Source organism: Allobosea robiniae (genome assembly GCF_900102525.1).
In the GTDB taxonomy this organism is placed as follows: domain Bacteria; phylum Pseudomonadota; class Alphaproteobacteria; order Rhizobiales; family Beijerinckiaceae; genus Allobosea; species Allobosea robiniae.
The window spans coordinates 163,238-178,522 of sequence record NZ_FNBZ01000001.1; the positions used below are offsets into that span (position 1 = coordinate 163,238).

General features: G+C 67.4%; 10 protein-coding genes and 1 pseudogene. 9 read left to right on the plus strand and 2 right to left on the minus strand.

The window, feature by feature from the left end:
- Nucleotides 1-48: 48 nt before the first annotated feature.
- Complete coding sequence (locus BLQ70_RS00710; protein ID WP_091855421.1) at nucleotides 49-969, minus strand: LysR substrate-binding domain-containing protein; 921 nt, start codon at nucleotides 967-969, stop codon at nucleotides 49-51.
- Between the two features lie 225 nt (nucleotides 970-1,194).
- Here BLQ70_RS00710 and BLQ70_RS00715 point away from each other — a divergent pair, with 225 nt between their 5' ends.
- From BLQ70_RS00715 to BLQ70_RS00750, 9 genes and pseudogenes are all read left to right on the plus strand, one after another.
- The gene (locus BLQ70_RS00715; RefSeq protein WP_061963765.1) at nucleotides 1,195-1,491 is read left to right on the plus strand and encodes a (2Fe-2S)-binding protein; all 297 of its coding nucleotides are present in this window, start codon (nucleotides 1,195-1,197) and stop codon (nucleotides 1,489-1,491) included.
- Nucleotides 1,488-2,888, plus strand: coding sequence for an NAD(P)/FAD-dependent oxidoreductase (locus tag BLQ70_RS00720; RefSeq protein ID WP_091855422.1), 1,401 nt, complete (start codon nucleotides 1,488-1,490; stop codon nucleotides 2,886-2,888). Before BLQ70_RS00715 ends, BLQ70_RS00720 begins: the two co-directional genes overlap by 4 nt.
- The gene (locus BLQ70_RS00725; RefSeq protein WP_091855423.1) at nucleotides 2,885-4,015 is read left to right on the plus strand and encodes an NAD(P)/FAD-dependent oxidoreductase; all 1,131 of its coding nucleotides are present in this window, start codon (nucleotides 2,885-2,887) and stop codon (nucleotides 4,013-4,015) included. The genes BLQ70_RS00720 and BLQ70_RS00725 overlap by 4 nt, the downstream gene beginning before the upstream one ends.
- Nucleotides 4,016-4,045: 30 nt before the next feature.
- Nucleotides 4,046-6,091: a hydantoinase/oxoprolinase family protein gene (locus tag BLQ70_RS00730; RefSeq protein WP_091855424.1), complete on the plus strand. Its 2,046-nt coding sequence runs from the start codon at nucleotides 4,046-4,048 to the stop codon at nucleotides 6,089-6,091.
- A gap of 10 nt (nucleotides 6,092-6,101) precedes the next feature.
- Complete coding sequence (locus tag BLQ70_RS00735; RefSeq protein WP_091855425.1) at nucleotides 6,102-7,865, plus strand: hydantoinase B/oxoprolinase family protein; 1,764 nt, start codon at nucleotides 6,102-6,104, stop codon at nucleotides 7,863-7,865.
- Nucleotides 7,866-8,257: 392 nt separating this feature from the next.
- The gene (locus BLQ70_RS00740; protein WP_170843262.1) at nucleotides 8,258-9,829 is read left to right on the plus strand and encodes an ABC transporter substrate-binding protein; all 1,572 of its coding nucleotides are present in this window, start codon (nucleotides 8,258-8,260) and stop codon (nucleotides 9,827-9,829) included.
- A 26-nt stretch (nucleotides 9,830-9,855) separates the two neighbouring features.
- Nucleotides 9,856-10,809, plus strand: a complete 954-nt coding sequence (locus BLQ70_RS00745) for an ABC transporter permease (protein ID WP_113587409.1) — start codon at nucleotides 9,856-9,858, stop codon at nucleotides 10,807-10,809.
- Nucleotides 10,806-11,624, plus strand: a pseudogene (locus BLQ70_RS26090) (ABC transporter permease); the annotation flags it as partial. The gene BLQ70_RS00745 and the pseudogene BLQ70_RS26090, both read left to right, overlap by 4 nt.
- Nucleotides 11,625-11,678: 54 nt before the next feature.
- The gene (locus tag BLQ70_RS00750; RefSeq protein ID WP_425284555.1) at nucleotides 11,679-13,559 is read left to right on the plus strand and encodes an ABC transporter ATP-binding protein; all 1,881 of its coding nucleotides are present in this window, start codon (nucleotides 11,679-11,681) and stop codon (nucleotides 13,557-13,559) included.
- A 98-nt stretch (nucleotides 13,560-13,657) separates the two neighbouring features.
- Here BLQ70_RS00750 and guaA read toward each other — a convergent pair whose 3' ends face one another.
- Nucleotides 13,658-15,226, minus strand: coding sequence for a glutamine-hydrolyzing GMP synthase (guaA, locus tag BLQ70_RS00755; RefSeq protein WP_091855429.1), 1,569 nt, complete (start codon nucleotides 15,224-15,226; stop codon nucleotides 13,658-13,660).
- Between the last annotated feature and the right edge of the window lie 59 nt (nucleotides 15,227-15,285).

A 15,285-nucleotide genomic window follows, 5' to 3' on the forward strand; every position in this document is an offset into this window, starting at 1 on the left:
GAAAACCGCACTCCCTTGCGCTCCCTTAAGGCGATGTCGTGAACGGGTTCAGCTCCAGCTTTTCGCGAGATCGTCGACGAAGCTCGTCGCCATCATCCTGGCTTCGGCCGCGAATTCCGAGATGAGCGGGAGATTCCGCGCATCGCGCCCGAAGCAGACCAGGAAGTCGAGCGGTATGGTCGGCTCGAACGGCCTGACGACCACCTGCTTTTCCACGCCGGCGATGAAGAGCGGATGGACGAGCGACACGCCGAGGCCGGCTGCGACGAAATGGCAAAGCGTCGAATTCGAATCGGCCGTCAGGACGACATTGGATCGGACATCATAGGCGTCGAACATCGCCGAAACCTTCTGCCCCGTATAGGTTTCCGTGTTGAAGGCGACGAACGGGACACCGTTCAGATCATCGGGGCGGACGACCTTGCGCTCGGCGAGCGGATGCCCCAGCGGCATGATGCAGAGCAACGGGTGCTCGAACAGCGGTTCGGTGACGATGAACGGGTTCTCGACGCGGGCGGTGACGATCCCGATGTCGAGGACACGCGTCAGGACATATTCGGGAATCCATTGCGAGCTGGGCGACTTGATCCAGCAATAGACATTCGGATTGCGCTTGAGGAAGCTCATCGTGGTGCGCTGGATATAGGCGCCGCTGAGCGCCGGGATCACGCCGACGACCAGGCGCCCCTGATCTTCGCGCTTGATCAATCCGATCGCGCTTTCGACCTGACGCACCCCGACGAAGATCCGGGCGACCTCCTCATGCAGCCGCAAGCCCTGCGCAGTGGGAACCAGCCGGCCCTTGTAGCGATCGAAAAGCTTGAGACCGTTGTCCTTCTCCAATTGCATCAGGAGCTTACTCGCGGCCGGCTGCGAGATGTAGAGCGCCTCGGCCGCGCGGCTGACCGTGCCGTGCTCGATCAGGGCCTTGAAGATCTCGATCTGCCTCAGGTTGAGCGCGCGGGGCATGCTATAACTCTGGGAATAGAGTGCGGTCGGATTTCTATTGGACATAATAGTATGCCGCTCCCTACCGTCGTCAACACGGAGGGAACATCATGCGTGGGTCAAGGCTGACGAGGCATTTCGGGGCGGCAAGGCGCGCCTCGGCCGGATCCCGGGCCGGATCATGGCCCCTGGCGACCGGCCGTTAAGAGCCGCGGCCCCGCGTCGAGACATCCGGAAGGCATTTTCATGTTCAGGAAGCTGGATCAGGATACGGGCAGTTCGCTGACGGTCCATGTCGATGGACATCCCGTCCTCGCCATCGCCGGCGAAAGCGTTGCGGCCGTGCTCCTGCGGCAGGCGCCGTTCTGGGCGCGGACAACGCCGGTTTCGGGCGCGCGGCGTGCCCCCTACTGCATGATGGGCGTGTGCTTCGACTGCCTCGCGGTGGTCGACGGCGTGTCGTCGGTCCAGACCTGCCTCGCGCCGGTTCGCGAGGGCATGCGCATCGAGCGCCAGCAGGGCCGGCCGGACGTGACATCATGAGCCGGCGTGTCGATCTCCTCATCGTCGGGGCCGGCCCGGCCGGAATGTCGGCGGCCGTCGTCGCCAAGCGGCATGGTCTGGATGTGCTCGTCGTCGACGAACAGCCCTCGCCCGGCGGGCAGATCTGGCGGAATATCGAGACCGTGGCCGCAACCGCGCGGGCCGACCTTCTCGGCAAGGCCTATGCCGAAGGTGCGGCCGTGGTCCGGCAGTTTCGCGCCAGCGGTGTCGATTACGAGCCGGGCACGCAGGTCTGGTATGTCGAGGCGGGAGCCCGCGCCTTCCTGCGCCGTGGCGGCTCCGCCAGTTCCGTCGCAGCCGATCGCGTGCTGTTGGCGACGGGCGCGCAGGAACGCCCGGTTCCCTTCCCCGGCTGGACGCTGCCGGGCGTGATGACGGTCGGCGCAGCACAGATCGTCCTGAAGTCCTCGGGCCAGGTTCCCGACAAGCCGGTCTGGATCGCCGGCTCCGGTCCGCTTCCGCTGCTCTATGCGGTCCAGCTGCTGCAGGCAGGTGGGCAGATCGCCGGCTTCCTCGATACCACGCCGCCCGGGCGGGCCGTGGCAGCCATGGTGGCATTGCCCGCGGCCCTGTTCGGCGCGCCGGGCGATCTCCTGAAGGGGCTGGGCTGGATCATCCGGCTCAGGCGGCAGGTTCCCTGTGTCCGGCATGTCGCCGAGATCGAGGCTATCGGCGAGCACGGGCTCGAAAGCATCCGCTACGTCACGACCGACGGCCGCGCCGCGACCGTTCCGGCGGACCTTCTCCTCGTCCATGAAGGCCTCGTCCCGACGATCCATCCGACCCTCGCGCTCGGCTGCCGGCACGTCTGGAACAGCGAGCAGGACAGCTTTGCCCCCGAACTGGACGGCTGGGGGGAGACATCGGAGCGACATGTCTTCGTCGCGGGAGACGGGGCGGGCATCGGCGGCGCCAGGGCCGCCTGCCTGCGGGGTGAACTCGCAGCCCTGAGGATCACGGCCAGCACGGGCCGGCTGTCCGAAGTGGCGGCGGAAGCCTTCGCGAAGCCGATCCGCTCCCGCCTGGCGGACGCGCTGTCGCCACGCGCATTCCTCGATCGCTACTATCGCCCGCGGCCGGCTGTCTTCGTTCCACCGGACCATACGATCGCCTGCCGCTGCGAGGAGGTTCGCGTCGCAACGATCCGCGAGCAGGTCAGCGCCAGCCGGCCCGGGCCGAACCAGGTCAAGGCCTTCACCCGCGCCGGCATGGGCCCATGCCAGGGTCGCCAATGCGGCTACACGGTCGCCCATGTGCTCGCGGCCGCCGAAGGCCGGGCCGTGCCCGATCTCGGGCTCTACAGGGTCCGCCCGCCGCTCAAGCCGGTCACGCTGGGCGAGCTCGCCGCGCTCGACATGATGGATTCCGTGCCATGAGCGGGAAGGCCATCGACACGCTCGTCATCGGCGGGGGGCTTCACGGCCTGTCGGCCGCCCTGCATCTGGCGCGCGCAGGTCGCCGCGTCACGATCCTCGAAAAATCCTGGGTCGGGCGTCACGCGTCGGGGGCGAGCGCTGCCGGTGTCCGCACGCTCAACCGCGACCCCGCCGAGATCCCGATCTCCCTCGAAGCCATGGAGATGTGGCACGGCATCGCGGGGCTCGTTGGAGACAGCTGCGGCTTCCACGCCCATGGCCAGCTCAATATCGCCGAACACGCGCACCACCTGCCCAAGCTCGAGAGCCGTCTCGCCCGCATGCGGGAGGCCGGATACGAGCATGAGGAGCTGATCGACCGGGCCGAGCTGCTGACGCTCGTGCCGGCGATCTCGCCGCACTGCGTGGGAGCCCTGATCGCCCGGCGCGACGGTGCGGCGGACCCGCACCGGACCCTGCTGGCGTTCCGAAGGAGCGCCGAGGCGGCGGGCGTGACGATCCACGAGGGTGTCGGGGTCGATGCGATCGAACAGGCAGGGGACGATTGGCGCCTGCGCACGCCTGCCGGGGATTTCATCGCGCCGACAGTGGTCAATGCCGCCGGTGCCTGGGCGGGCAAGATCGCCGCGATGCTGGGCGACGACATCCCGCTCGGGCTCAAGGCCTCGATGATGATCGTCACCGAGCGCATCGCGCCGCTGCTCAAGCCCGTGATCAGCATCGTCGGGCGGCCGCTCTCGTTCAAGCAGTCCGAGCAGGGAACGCTGGTCATCGGCGGCGGCCTGCAGGGCCGGGCCGATATCGAGGCCCAGAAGAGCTTCGTCGACTTCCAGGAACTCGCCAAGGGCGCACGCGCCGCGACGGACCTGTTCCCTTCGGTCAGCGCGCTGCGCATCGTCAGGACCTGGGCCGGCATGGAGGCCACGACGAAGGATCACCTGCCGGTGATCTGCGCTTCGCCGAACGCGAAGGGGGCCTTTCACGCCTTCGGCTTCTCGGGACACGGCTTCCAGCTCGTGCCGGTGGTCGGCGCGATCATGGCCGATCTCGTCATCCGCGGCAGCACAGAACGATCGATCAAGGGCTTCGGCGCCAAGCGGCTCATGCAACAGCGCGCGGCGGCGTGATGCCGGACAACCATAAGGAGTGAAGGCGAGATGTACCGGATCGGTGTGGACGTGGGCGGGACATTCACGGACTTCGTCATGGTCAATACGGAGGGCGGCCCGACAGCCTTTCACAAGGTGCCGTCGACGCCGGACGACCCGTCGCGGGCGATCGCGTCGGGCATCGTCGAGATGCTCACGCTCAACGCGGTTTCGCCGGAGGATGTCGGCTATGTCGGCCATGGCACGACCGTCGCCACCAACATGGTGATCGAGCGGCGCGGCGTTCCGACCGGCCTCCTGACGACCAAGGGCTTTCGCGACGTGCTGGCGATCGGCCGCCAGACCCGGCCCTCGCTGTTCGACTGGTCGGTGCGCAAGCCCACGGAACTGGTCGAGCGGCATCGCCGGGTCGAGGTCGACGAGCGTCTCGACAAATCGGGGACGACGTTGGCGGCTCCGGACCTCGCGGCGGTGGAGAAGCTCGTCGTCCAGCTCCGAGACAGCGGCGTCAAGGCCGTGGCGGTCGGCTTCCTGCACTCCTACCGCAACCCGGAGCACGAGCGGGCGGTGCGCGACCTGATCAAGCGTGTTGCGCCCGAGCTCTATGTCAGCGTCTCCTCGGAGGTCGTCGCCGAATTCCGCGAATACGAGCGGTTCTCGACCACCGTGCTCAACGCCTATGTCGGCCCGCATACCCAGAAATACCTGCACCGGCTGCGCGAGAAGATCGCGTCCTCCGGCATCAAGGTCGAGCCGCTGACCTTCCATTCCAATGGCGGACTCCTGCCGGTGCAGACCGTCGAGGAACTGCCGGTGCTGACCTGCCTCTCGGGGCCGGCGGCCGGGGTGATCGGCTCGGCCCGGATCGGCGCCGAGATCGGCGAGAGCGAGATCATCACCTTCGATGTCGGCGGCACCAGCACCGACGTGTCGCTGATCACCGGCGGGCGGGCGCAGTTCACCTCCAGCCGGCTGGTCGCGGGGCATCCGGTCAGGATGCCGATGGTCGACATCCATGTCATCGGCGCCGGCGGCGGCAGCATCGCGCGGCTCGACGATGCCGGCGCGCTGAAGGTCGGCCCGACCAGCGCCGGCGCGATGCCGGGGCCGATCTCCTATCTGCGTGGCGGCACCGAGGTCACGCTGACCGACGCCAATATCGTGCTCGGCCGGCTGAACCCCGTGGCGCTGCTCGAGGGGCGGATGAAGGTCGATCGCGGCCTGGCCTATGCGGCGATCCGCAGCCAGATCGCCGATCCGCTTGGCATCTCCGTCGAGGATGCCGCGCATGGCGTCGTCAGCATCGCCACCGCCAATATGAGCCGGGCGATCCGCTCGGTCTCGATCGAGCACGGGCATGATCTCGCCGGTTTCACGCTCTTCGCCTTCGGCGGCGCCGGCCCCCTGCACGCCGCCGATGTCGCGGAAGAGTGCGGCCTCAACAAGATCGTCGTGCCGCAGGAGCCCGGCACGCTCTGCGCGCGCGGCGTCCTGCTGTCGGATCTCAGCCGCGACTACGTCCGCACCGCCCTGGTCCGCGTGAACGGCGAAAGCTGGGCCGAGCTCGTCGCGCTCGGCGCCGAACTCTCCGCGGCCGGACGCGCCTGGCTCGCCACGGAAGCCATTCCCGATGCGGCCAAGGAGCTGCATTTCACGCTCGATGCGCGCTATCGCGGCCAGAGCCACTACATCCCGGTGCCTCTCGACACGCTGAGCGACGGCGCGCTCGACGCATTCGCGAGCAGCTTCCATCGCGCCCATGCCGACCAGTTCGGCTACAGCCTGGAGGGGCGCGACATCGAGGTCGTCAATGTCCGGCTCAAGGCGGTCTGCCACGTCAGGAAGGGCGAGAGCGCCGCTCCCGCGCAGGGTTCGTCACTCGACGCCGCCCGGATCGAGACGCGCCAGGTCTATCTCGGCCCGGAGCGCGGCTGGGTCCACACCCCGATCTATCGGCGCGCGCTCCTGCCCGCCGGCGTGCCGTTCGAGGGGCCGGCGATCGTCGAGGAGATGAGCGGCACGACCGTCGTCCTCCCGCGCCAGAACGCCGAGGTCGACGGCTTCGGCAACATCCATATCACGCTGCAGCGTTGAGGACCCGATCATGACGATGCCCAACAGAGCTGCCGGGTCGATCGCCGGTTTCGATGCGATCGCGATGGAGGTCTTCGCCAATCGCCTGCTCTCGATCACCGAGACCATGGCGATCAACATGATGCGCTCGTCCTTCTCGGCGCAGATCAAGGAGCGCCGCGACTTCTCGGTCGGGCTGTTCGACGGCAAGGGCCGGCTGGTGGCGCAGGGGACGCATATCCCGGTCCATCTCGGCTCGCTGATGGGCGTGGTCGAAGGGTTGCTCAAGCGCTACCCGCGTGAGGAGATCCGCCCCGGCGACGCCTTCATCTCCAACGATCCCTATGCCGCCGGCGGCACCCATCTGCCCGATATCGCGGTCGGCACCCCGGTGTTCCAGGGCGATGAGCTGATCGCCTTCGTGGTCAATATCGGCCATCACACCGATGTCGGCGGCGCGGTGCCGGGCTCGACCTCGCCGACGGCCCGCTCGATCTTCGAGGAGGGCCTGCGCCTCCCGGTGATGCGGGTCTGCCGCGAGGGCGAGGTCGACGAGGACCTGCTCAACCTGATCGCGCTGAATTCGCGCCTGCCGGAGGAGCGCCTGCTCGACCTGCGGGTCCAGATCGCGACCAATGCGCGGGGCTCCGATGCGGCGCTGGAACTGGTTCGCAGGATGGGCGTGGACGGCTTCAAGGCGCGCATCCATGACCTTCTCGCCTATACGAAACGCCGGCTCGACCTGCGCATCGCCGGGCTCGCGGCAGGAGCGCCCAGCCGCTTCACCGCTTGGCTCGACGATGACGGCCTGCCCGACGGCGAGATGGTGCCGCTTTGCGCCGCCGTCAGCGTCGAGGACGGCAAGCTCGTGATCGATCTCACCGGCAGCGGACCTGAGGCGCGGGGCGCGATCAACATTGCCGAGAACGCGCTCAGAGCCACGGCCTATTACTGCGTCAAGGCGCTGCTCGATCCCGAGCTCATGGCGAATTCCGGCATGATGGATTCGATCGTGCTCAGGGCGCCGGAAGGCACCATCGTCAATCCGCGTTCGCCGGCGCCGGTGGGCTCGCGCACCATCGCCTGCCAGCGCCTCGCCGGAGCGATCTTCGGCGCCTTCCAGCCGCTGGTCGATCCGGACACGCGGATCGCCTCGGCCTATGACGTGCTGCCCTCCTTCGGCTTCTCCGGCCACCGCCCCGAAAACGGCAGCTTCTATATCTGCGGCGAAACGGTCGGCGGCGGCGGCGGTGGGCGCTGCGACGGCGACGGCATGGACGGGGTCCATGTCCATGTCACCAACTCGCTCAACCTGCCGACGGAGGCGATGGAGAACGAATTCCCGCTGCATGTGGAGGAATACACATTGGTCCGGGATTCCGCCGGCTGCGGCCGCTGGCGCGGCGGCATGGGTATCGCGCGCACGGTGCGGGCGCTGCACGACAGGACCAATCTCGAAGCGCGCTCGGACCGGCACAAGGCCGGTGCGCCCGGTGCGGAAGGCGGCGGGCATGGCGGCGTGGGCCGCGTCACCCGCAACCCCGGAACGGGACGCGAGCAGGCGCTTCCCTCGAAGATCGCCCAGCTCCTGATCGACACCGGAGAGACGGTGCGCATCGCCACGCCGGGCGGTGGCGGCTTCGGGAATCCGGCCGAGCGGCCGGTCGCGCTGATCGCAACCGATCTGCTCAACGACATCATGACCGAAGAGCACGCACGGGCCGGATATGGCGATGCGCTGGTCGACCAGGCTCTGACGCTTCTCCGGGAGGGACGCAGGAAGTCGGCCGCGTAGCCGGCCGCGATCGCAGATCTCGCTGCTGCCGCAGGGCTCAGCGGGAAAGGCCGGCGTCTCCAGCGAGTCTCGACGCATGCCGCGAGCGCCCCGGTGCTCCGGCCACGGGCTTGGCTTCGCTGCGAAATCTATAACTTGAAGAATACAAGCCTAGAAATTTCGACTTGGACTTATAGGCCGAAGATGGGGAGGCTGGCTCGGGCGCGGTGGAAAGCCTTGTGCAATGCCGCCGATCCAGTCGGCTCGCAGCCTCGGAGGGGCGCTTCGGGCCCACAGGCGGAAAAATGCTCCGCCGATGTCAACCGGAGCCGGACGGGCTCATCCGCAATGGAATGTTGGTCCTGCAGTTCGGCAGCCATGCAATTCCAACGAAAACAAAAAGGGAGAGGGTTATGGCGAACAATCGAAGCACGTCGGACGGACGGCATTTCGCGACGGACCGTCGTCAATTCCTGCAGGGTAGTGCCGCGCTCGGTGCCGGCCTGCTCGTTCCCGCAGCCTTGTCGAAGGCCGCAAACGCAGCCGCCCCCGGTACGATCACCTATGCGTTGTCGGCCTATCCGCCGAACCTGCGCCCGTTCGACTGGTCCGGCCAGGCGGCGGTGACGGTCAAGGCCCTGCTGTTCCGCGGGCTCCTCTGCTTCGACGAGAAGGGGGCGGTGCAGCCCGAACTCGCCGAATCCTGGGAGCAGCCCGACTCCAGGACCTATCGCTTCAAGCTCCGCCCGAACGCGACCTTCCAGAACGGCAAGCCGGTCACCGCCGAAGACGTCAAGGCCTCGTTCGATGCCATCCGCGGCGAGAAGTCCACGGCCTATGTCCGCCAGGCCTTCCAGGCGGTCGAGACGATCGCAGTCGAGGATCCGAAGACGGTCCGCATCGTGCTCAAGCAGCCGACGCCCTCCTTCATCCTGGCGCTGGCCGGACAGATGGCGCCGATCGTCTTCGCCGGAAAGATGGACAATCCCGATGCCATGATCGGCGCCGGCCCCTACAGGCTGGAAAATTCCGAAAAGGGCGTATCGCTGACCTTCAAGGCGAGGACCGATTTCTACCGGCCCGGCCAGCCCGCGACCGAGACCGTCCGCTTCGTCGCCTATCCCGATGACAGCCTGCGCATCGCGGCCCTGAACGCCGGCGACGTCGACATCATCGAATATGTCCCGTGGCAGAGCATGAAGGGCCTCTCGCAGACCAAGGGGCTGACGCTCCAGAACTCGCTCGGCTCGTTCATGTACGTGGTCTTCAACCTGAAGGAGGGTCCGTTCACCGATCCGAAGGTGCGCCGCGCCGTGGCTCACGCCGTCAAGCGCGAGGACATCGTCAAGGCGGCCTTCTTCGGCGCCGGCAAGGTCCTGGACGGCGTGCCGCTGCCAGCCGGCTCGCCCTACGCCGTCCCCGAGCTCGAGCATCTCTGGCCCTATGATCCCGACCGCGCCCGGAGCCTGCTGAAGGAGGCCGGCGCCCAGAACGTCCAGGCGACGCTGCTGGCGACCAGCACCTACGGCTTCCACAAGGACATCGCCGAGATCATGCAGCAGCATCTGGCGGCTGTCGGCATGCAGGTGAAGCTCAGCTTGCCGGAATGGGGCGTCCGGGTCAGCCAGGGCAATGAGGGGCGCTATCATTTCGCCGTCAATGGCGGTGGGCCGGACCTCGGCGATCCCGATGATCTGACCGCCTTCTTCGGCTCCGGCTCCGATTCCTATCGCCGTTCCTTCGGCCTGTCGGACCCCAAGCTCGACGAATTGCTGAACAGGGGCCGCCACGAGAGCGACACCGCCACCCGCGTGAAGATCTATGCGGAGCTGCAGCGTGCGGTCGCCGACAGCGTTCCCGTCACCTTCCTCAATTTCCGGGCGCAGGGCTGGGGCGTGCGCGACCGGGTCAAGGGCTTCAAGGTGCTGTCGGACCAGATGAACAATCAGGTCGGCATGGCCTTCGACACCGCCTCGGTCAGCTGAGCGGGCAGAGGGCACAGAGCCGCATCATGCTCGCTTACATTGTGAAAAGGTGCGCGGTGGCCGCCGTGATGATCTTCATGGTCGCCACCGCCGTGTTCATGATCCTGCATGTCGTGCCGGGTGATCCGGTCGAGGTCATGCTTTCGGCCGATGGCGGCAAGCCCGACCCCGCCGTCGCGGCCGAACTGCGCACGCGCCTCGGCCTCGACCGCCCGCTCGCGGAGCAGTATGCGAGCTATCTGTCGCGCCTGGCGCGCGGCGATCTCGGCAGGAGCTTCCTCGACAACGAGCCGGTCCTGAAGAACATCGCGCAGCGCCTGCCGCGCACGCTCGAATTGATCGGCGCGGCGACGATCCTGTCCCTGCTCGTGGGAATCCCGCTCGGCGTGCTGGCCGCACGCAACCGGGGTCGCGGGATCGACCGGGTGCTGGGCACCGCGACGAGCCTCGCCTTGTCGGTGCCGACCTTCGTGCTCGGCACCCTGTTCATCCTGGTGTTCGCGCTGCTGCTGCGCATCGCGCCGGCCGGCGGATTCGTGCCGTTCAGCCAATCCCCGGCGACGCATCTCACGCTGCTGTTGATGCCGGCGACAGCGGTCGCCGTCGGATTGTCGGCGATCATCATCCGCATGACGCGCTCGACCGTGCTCGACGTGCTCCAGCAGGACTGGGTGCGCACGGCGCGGGCGAAGGGCCTGCGGGAACCGCGCGTCCTGCGCCGCCACGTCGTGCGCAATGCACTGGGGCCCGTCCTGACGGTGACCGGCCTCCAGATGGGCTCGATGCTCGGCGGCACCGTGCTCGTCGAGTTCATCTTCAACTGGCCGGGCATGAGCGGCTTCCTCGTCAGGGCCGTCGAGCACCGGGACTATCCCGAGGTCCAGGGGGTGGTGCTCGTCACGGCGACGCTCTTCATCCTGCTCAATCTCGTCGTCGACGTGCTTTATTCGGTTCTCGATCCGCAGGTGCGCGCGTCATGAACGGCTTGCTCACCCTGTGGCGGAATCCCAAGGCGCGCCATCTCGCGCCGTCGCTGATCGCGCTTTTCATCCTGATCCTGATCGCCGTCCTGGCGCCGGTGATCGCTCCCTACGACCCCCTGACCCTGGATATCGGCGGGCGGCTGGCACCGCCCTCGGTCGAACATTGGTTGGGGCAGGACGAGTTCGGCCGCGACGTCCTGAGCCGGCTGCTCTACGGCGCGCAGGTCTCGCTCAGCGTTGCTCTCGCGACCGGCGCGGTGGCGGCCCTCGTCGGCGTCAGCGCCGGCATGATCGGCGGCTATTTCGGCGGCATCGCCGAGGTGCTCACCGTCCGCACGGCAGAGTTTATGCTGTCCTTCCCGCCGATCCTGCTGGCCCTGCTCGTCATCGCCCTGACCGGCCCTGGCACGGCGACGCTGATCGTCACGCTCTCGGTCTTCTATGCGCCGGAATTCGCCCGGATCGCCTATGGCGAGGTCCGCGCCGTCAGGCAGAAGGAATATGTCGAGGCGATGCGCGCCATCGGCGCGGGCCCGTCGCGCATCCTGCGGCGGACGATCCTCCCCAACATCGCCGCGCCGCTCTTCGTGCAGTTCTCGCTGGTCGTCGCCTCGGCGATCGTGGTCGAGTCCGGACTGAGCTTCCTCGGGCTCGGCATCGTGCCGCCGACGCCGTCCTGGGGCCTGATGATCCGCGGTGCGCGCGCCTATCTGGAGATCAATCCGCTCGGCCTGGTCTGGCCCTGCGCCGCGCTGGTGACGACGATCTTCATCGTCAACGCTCTCTGCGACGCGGTGCGCGACGTGTTCGATCCGCGCACGACCAAGCTGAAGGGCCTGCCCGAGGCCAAGGAAGGCACGGGCGGCCTGCAGGGTCGCAACGACGTCCGCCTTCCCGAGGGCGTCCAGCTCTCCGTGGCGGGGTTGCGGACCGAGTTCGCCACGCCGAACGGCGCCGTGGCCGCAGTGAAGGACATCTCCTTCGATCTCAGGCGCGGCGAGACGCTGGCGGTGGTCGGCGAATCCGGTTCCGGCAAATCGGTCACCAGCCTGTCGATCATGGGGCTGCTGCCGAAGGGCGTCGCGCGGGTCACCGGCGGGCGGATCGCCTTCGCGGCGAAATCGGGCCAGACCTACGACCTGGCCGACCTCCCGGACGAGACGGCCTGCTCGCTGCGCGGCAGCGATATCGCGATGATCTTCCAGGAGCCGATGACCAGCCTCAACCCGGTCTACCGGATCGGCGACCAGATCGCCGAGGCCATCCTGGCGCATCGGGATTGCTCGCAGGCGGAAGCGCGCAGGCTCGCCCTGGAGATGCTGCGCAAGGTCCGCATCTCGGACCCGGAGCGCCGCCTCGACCAGTTCCCCTTCGAATTGTCGGGAGGCATGCGCCAGCGCGTGATGATCGCGCTCGCCTTGGCCTGCAAGCCGAAGCTCCTGATCGCCGACGAGCCGACCACGGCGCTCGACGTCACGATCCAGGCGCAGATCCTCGAACTCATCAAGGATCTCCAGAAGGAAGAGGGCATGGCGATCCTCTTCGTCACCCACGACATGGGCGTGGTTGCCGAGATCGCCGACCGGACCGTCGTCATGTTCAATGGCGAGGCGGTCGAAGCCGGGACCACCGCCGAGATCTTCCGGCGGCCGCAGCATCCCTACACCAAGGCGCTGCTCGCCGCGGTGCCGAAGCTCGGCGCCATGAACGGCCGCGAACGGCCGATGCGCTTCCCGATCGTGGATCGCAGCACCGGCACGTCTGATATTCCGACGGAGGTTCCAGACACCGTCAGGGACCAGGAGCGCCCTCTCCTTCAGGTCAGCAATCTGACGACGCGCTTCCCGATCCGCTCCGCCATTCGCGGCCGGATCACGGGGCGTGTGCACGCGGTCGAGAACGTCTCCTTCGACCTCCGCGCGGGCGAGACCCTGGCGCTGGTCGGGGAATCCGGCTGCGGCAAGTCGACCACGGGCCGCTCCCTGCTGCGGCTGGTCGAGCCGGAATCCGGCTCGATCCTGCTCGACGGCGTGGACATGCTAAAGCTGGGCGCCGACGAACTGCGCGAACAGCGCCGGCGCATCCAAATGATCTTCCAGGACCCGTTCGGCAGCCTCAACCCGCGCGAGACAGTCGGCAGGGCGATCGCCGAGCCGCTCGTCATCCACGGCCTCGCCACGCCGGCCAAGGCCCGGGACAAGGTCGCGGACCTGCTGGAGCGGGTCGGGCTGCAGGCCGACATGGCCCGCCGCTATCCTCACGAATTCTCGGGAGGGCAACGCCAGCGCATCTGCATCGCCCGCGCATTGGCGCTCGAACCGCGCCTGATCGTCGCCGACGAATCCGTTTCGGCGCTGGATGTGTCGGTCAAGGCGCAGGTGGTGAACCTGATGCTCGACCTGCAGGCCCAGATGGGGCTGAGCTACGTGTTCATCTCGCATGACATGGCGGTGGTGGAGCGTGTCAGCCACCGTGTGGCGGTGATGTATCTCGGCGAGATCGTCGAGATCGGCCCCCGTGCCGCGATCTTCGGCAATCCCCAGCATCCCTATACGAAACGGCTGCTCGCCGCGGTGCCGGTCGCGGACCCGGAGCGCCGCCACCAGCCCCGGCTCGTCTCCAACGCCGAGATCAGAAGCCCGATCAGGCCGGCCGATTTCGAACCTCCGATCCGCCAGTACCGGACAGTCTCGCCCGGGCACTCGGTCATGATCTGGGGAGACGAGTGGGCGCGCGACGCAACATAGTTGCTCCGGCCCCGCTCGTCGCAGGAGCCATCCTGTCCGGCTTCAACGCGTTAGAGCGTGCCCCAACGCAATTTGGGGGGCGCCTGGAGTGACCCCAATCACTCCCACTCGATCGTGCCGGGCGGCTTGCTCGTCACGTCGTAGACGACGCGGTTGATGCCCTTGACCTCGTTGATGATCCGGGTCGCGGCGCGGCCGAGGAAGTTCATGTCGAAGGGATAGAAATCCGCCGTCATGCCGTCGACCGAGGTCACGGCGCGCAGCGCGCAGACATGGTCATAGGTGCGGTAATCGCCCATCACGCCGACGGTGCGCACCGGCAGCAGCACGGCGAAGGCCTGCCAGATCACGTCGTAGAGGCCGGCCTTGCGGATCTCGTCGAGATAGATCGCATCCGCCTTGCGCAGGATGTCGAGCTTCTCCTTGGTGATCTCGCCAGGGCAGCGGATGGCGAGGCCCGGCCCCGGGAAGGGATGGCGGCCGACGAAGGCCTCGGGCAGGCCGAGCTCGCGGCCGAGCACGCGAACCTCGTCCTTGAACAGCTCGCGCAGCGGCTCGACGAGCTTCATCTTCATGCGCTCGGGCAGGCCGCCGACATTGTGGTGGCTCTTGATCGTCACGGAGGGGCCGCCGGAAAAGGAGACGCTCTCGATCACGTCGGGATAGAGCGTGCCCTGCGCCAGAAAATCGGCGCCGCCGAGCTTGGCGGCTTCGGCATCGAAGACATCGATGAAGAGCCGGCCGATGGTCTTGCGCTTGGCTTCCGGATCGGCGCCGCACTTGGCAAGTTCGGAGAGAAAAAGCTCTTCGGCTTCAACATGGACCAGCGGGATGTTGTAGTGATCCCTGAACAGGCGGACGACCTCCTCGGCCTCATTCATCCGCATCAGGCCATGGTCGACGAAAACACAGGTGAGCTGGTCGCCGATCGCCTCGTGGATCAGCACCGCCGCCACGGCGGAATCGACGCCACCGGAGAGCCCGCAGATGACGCGGCCGGTTCCGACCTGCTCCTTGATCTTCTTCTGCATCTCGGAGCGATAGGCCGACATGCTCCAATCCGGCTTGCAGCCGCAGATATCGACGACGAAGTTGCGCAGCAGCTTGCCGCCATCGGGGGTATGGACCACCTCGGGGTGGAACATCGTTGTGTAGAAGCGGCGCGCTTCGTCGCTCGCCACGGCATAGGGGGCGTTCTCGGAGGTCGCCTTGACGGTGAAACCGGCCGGGAGTTGCGTGACCCGGTCGCCATGGCTCATCCAGACCGGATAGCGGCCGCCCTGCTCCCAGACACCTTCGAACAGCGCCGAGGGCGTGACGATCTCGACATCGGCGCGGCCGAATTCGGCAGCGTGCCCACCCTCGACCTTGCCGCCGAGCTGATGCGCCATGGTCTGCTGGCCGTAGCAGATGCCCATCAGCGGGATATTGGCCGAGAAGACCGCTTCGGGAGCGCGCGGGCTACCCTCGTCCGGCACCGAGGCCGGGCCTCCCGAGAAGATGACGCCCTTCGGCTTCATGCGGGCAAAGGCCTCGGAAGCGGACTGGAACGGGGCGATCTCGCAATAGACGCCGATCTCGCGGATGCGCCGCGCGATGAGCTGCGTCACCTGCGAGCCGAAATCGATGATGAGGATGGAGTCGTGATGGGGCTGAGCGCTCGTCATCGCGTTCCGTTAATGGATCGCGCGGGCGCGCGCAACGGGGCCGCGCCCGAACGCATGGC

What these genes read in the sequence shown, in the direction of transcription:
- BLQ70_RS00710 (WP_091855421.1), bottom strand. Translation starts at nt 969, where the DNA reads ATGCCCCGCGCGCTCAACCTGAGGCAGATCGAGATCTTCAAGGCCCTG.
- BLQ70_RS00715 (WP_061963765.1), top strand. Translation starts at nt 1,195, where the DNA reads ATGTTCAGGAAGCTGGATCAGGATACGGGCAGTTCGCTGACGGTCCAT.
- BLQ70_RS00720 (WP_091855422.1), top strand. Translation starts at nt 1,488, where the DNA reads ATGAGCCGGCGTGTCGATCTCCTCATCGTCGGGGCCGGCCCGGCCGGA.
- BLQ70_RS00725 (WP_091855423.1), top strand. Translation starts at nt 2,885, where the DNA reads ATGAGCGGGAAGGCCATCGACACGCTCGTCATCGGCGGGGGGCTTCAC.
- BLQ70_RS00730 (WP_091855424.1), top strand. Translation starts at nt 4,046, where the DNA reads ATGTACCGGATCGGTGTGGACGTGGGCGGGACATTCACGGACTTCGTC.
- BLQ70_RS00735 (WP_091855425.1), top strand. Translation starts at nt 6,102, where the DNA reads ATGACGATGCCCAACAGAGCTGCCGGGTCGATCGCCGGTTTCGATGCG.
- BLQ70_RS00740 (WP_170843262.1), top strand. Translation starts at nt 8,258, where the DNA reads ATGGCGAACAATCGAAGCACGTCGGACGGACGGCATTTCGCGACGGAC.
- BLQ70_RS00745 (WP_113587409.1), top strand. Translation starts at nt 9,856, where the DNA reads ATGCTCGCTTACATTGTGAAAAGGTGCGCGGTGGCCGCCGTGATGATC.
- guaA (WP_091855429.1), bottom strand. Translation starts at nt 15,226, where the DNA reads ATGACGAGCGCTCAGCCCCATCACGACTCCATCCTCATCATCGATTTC.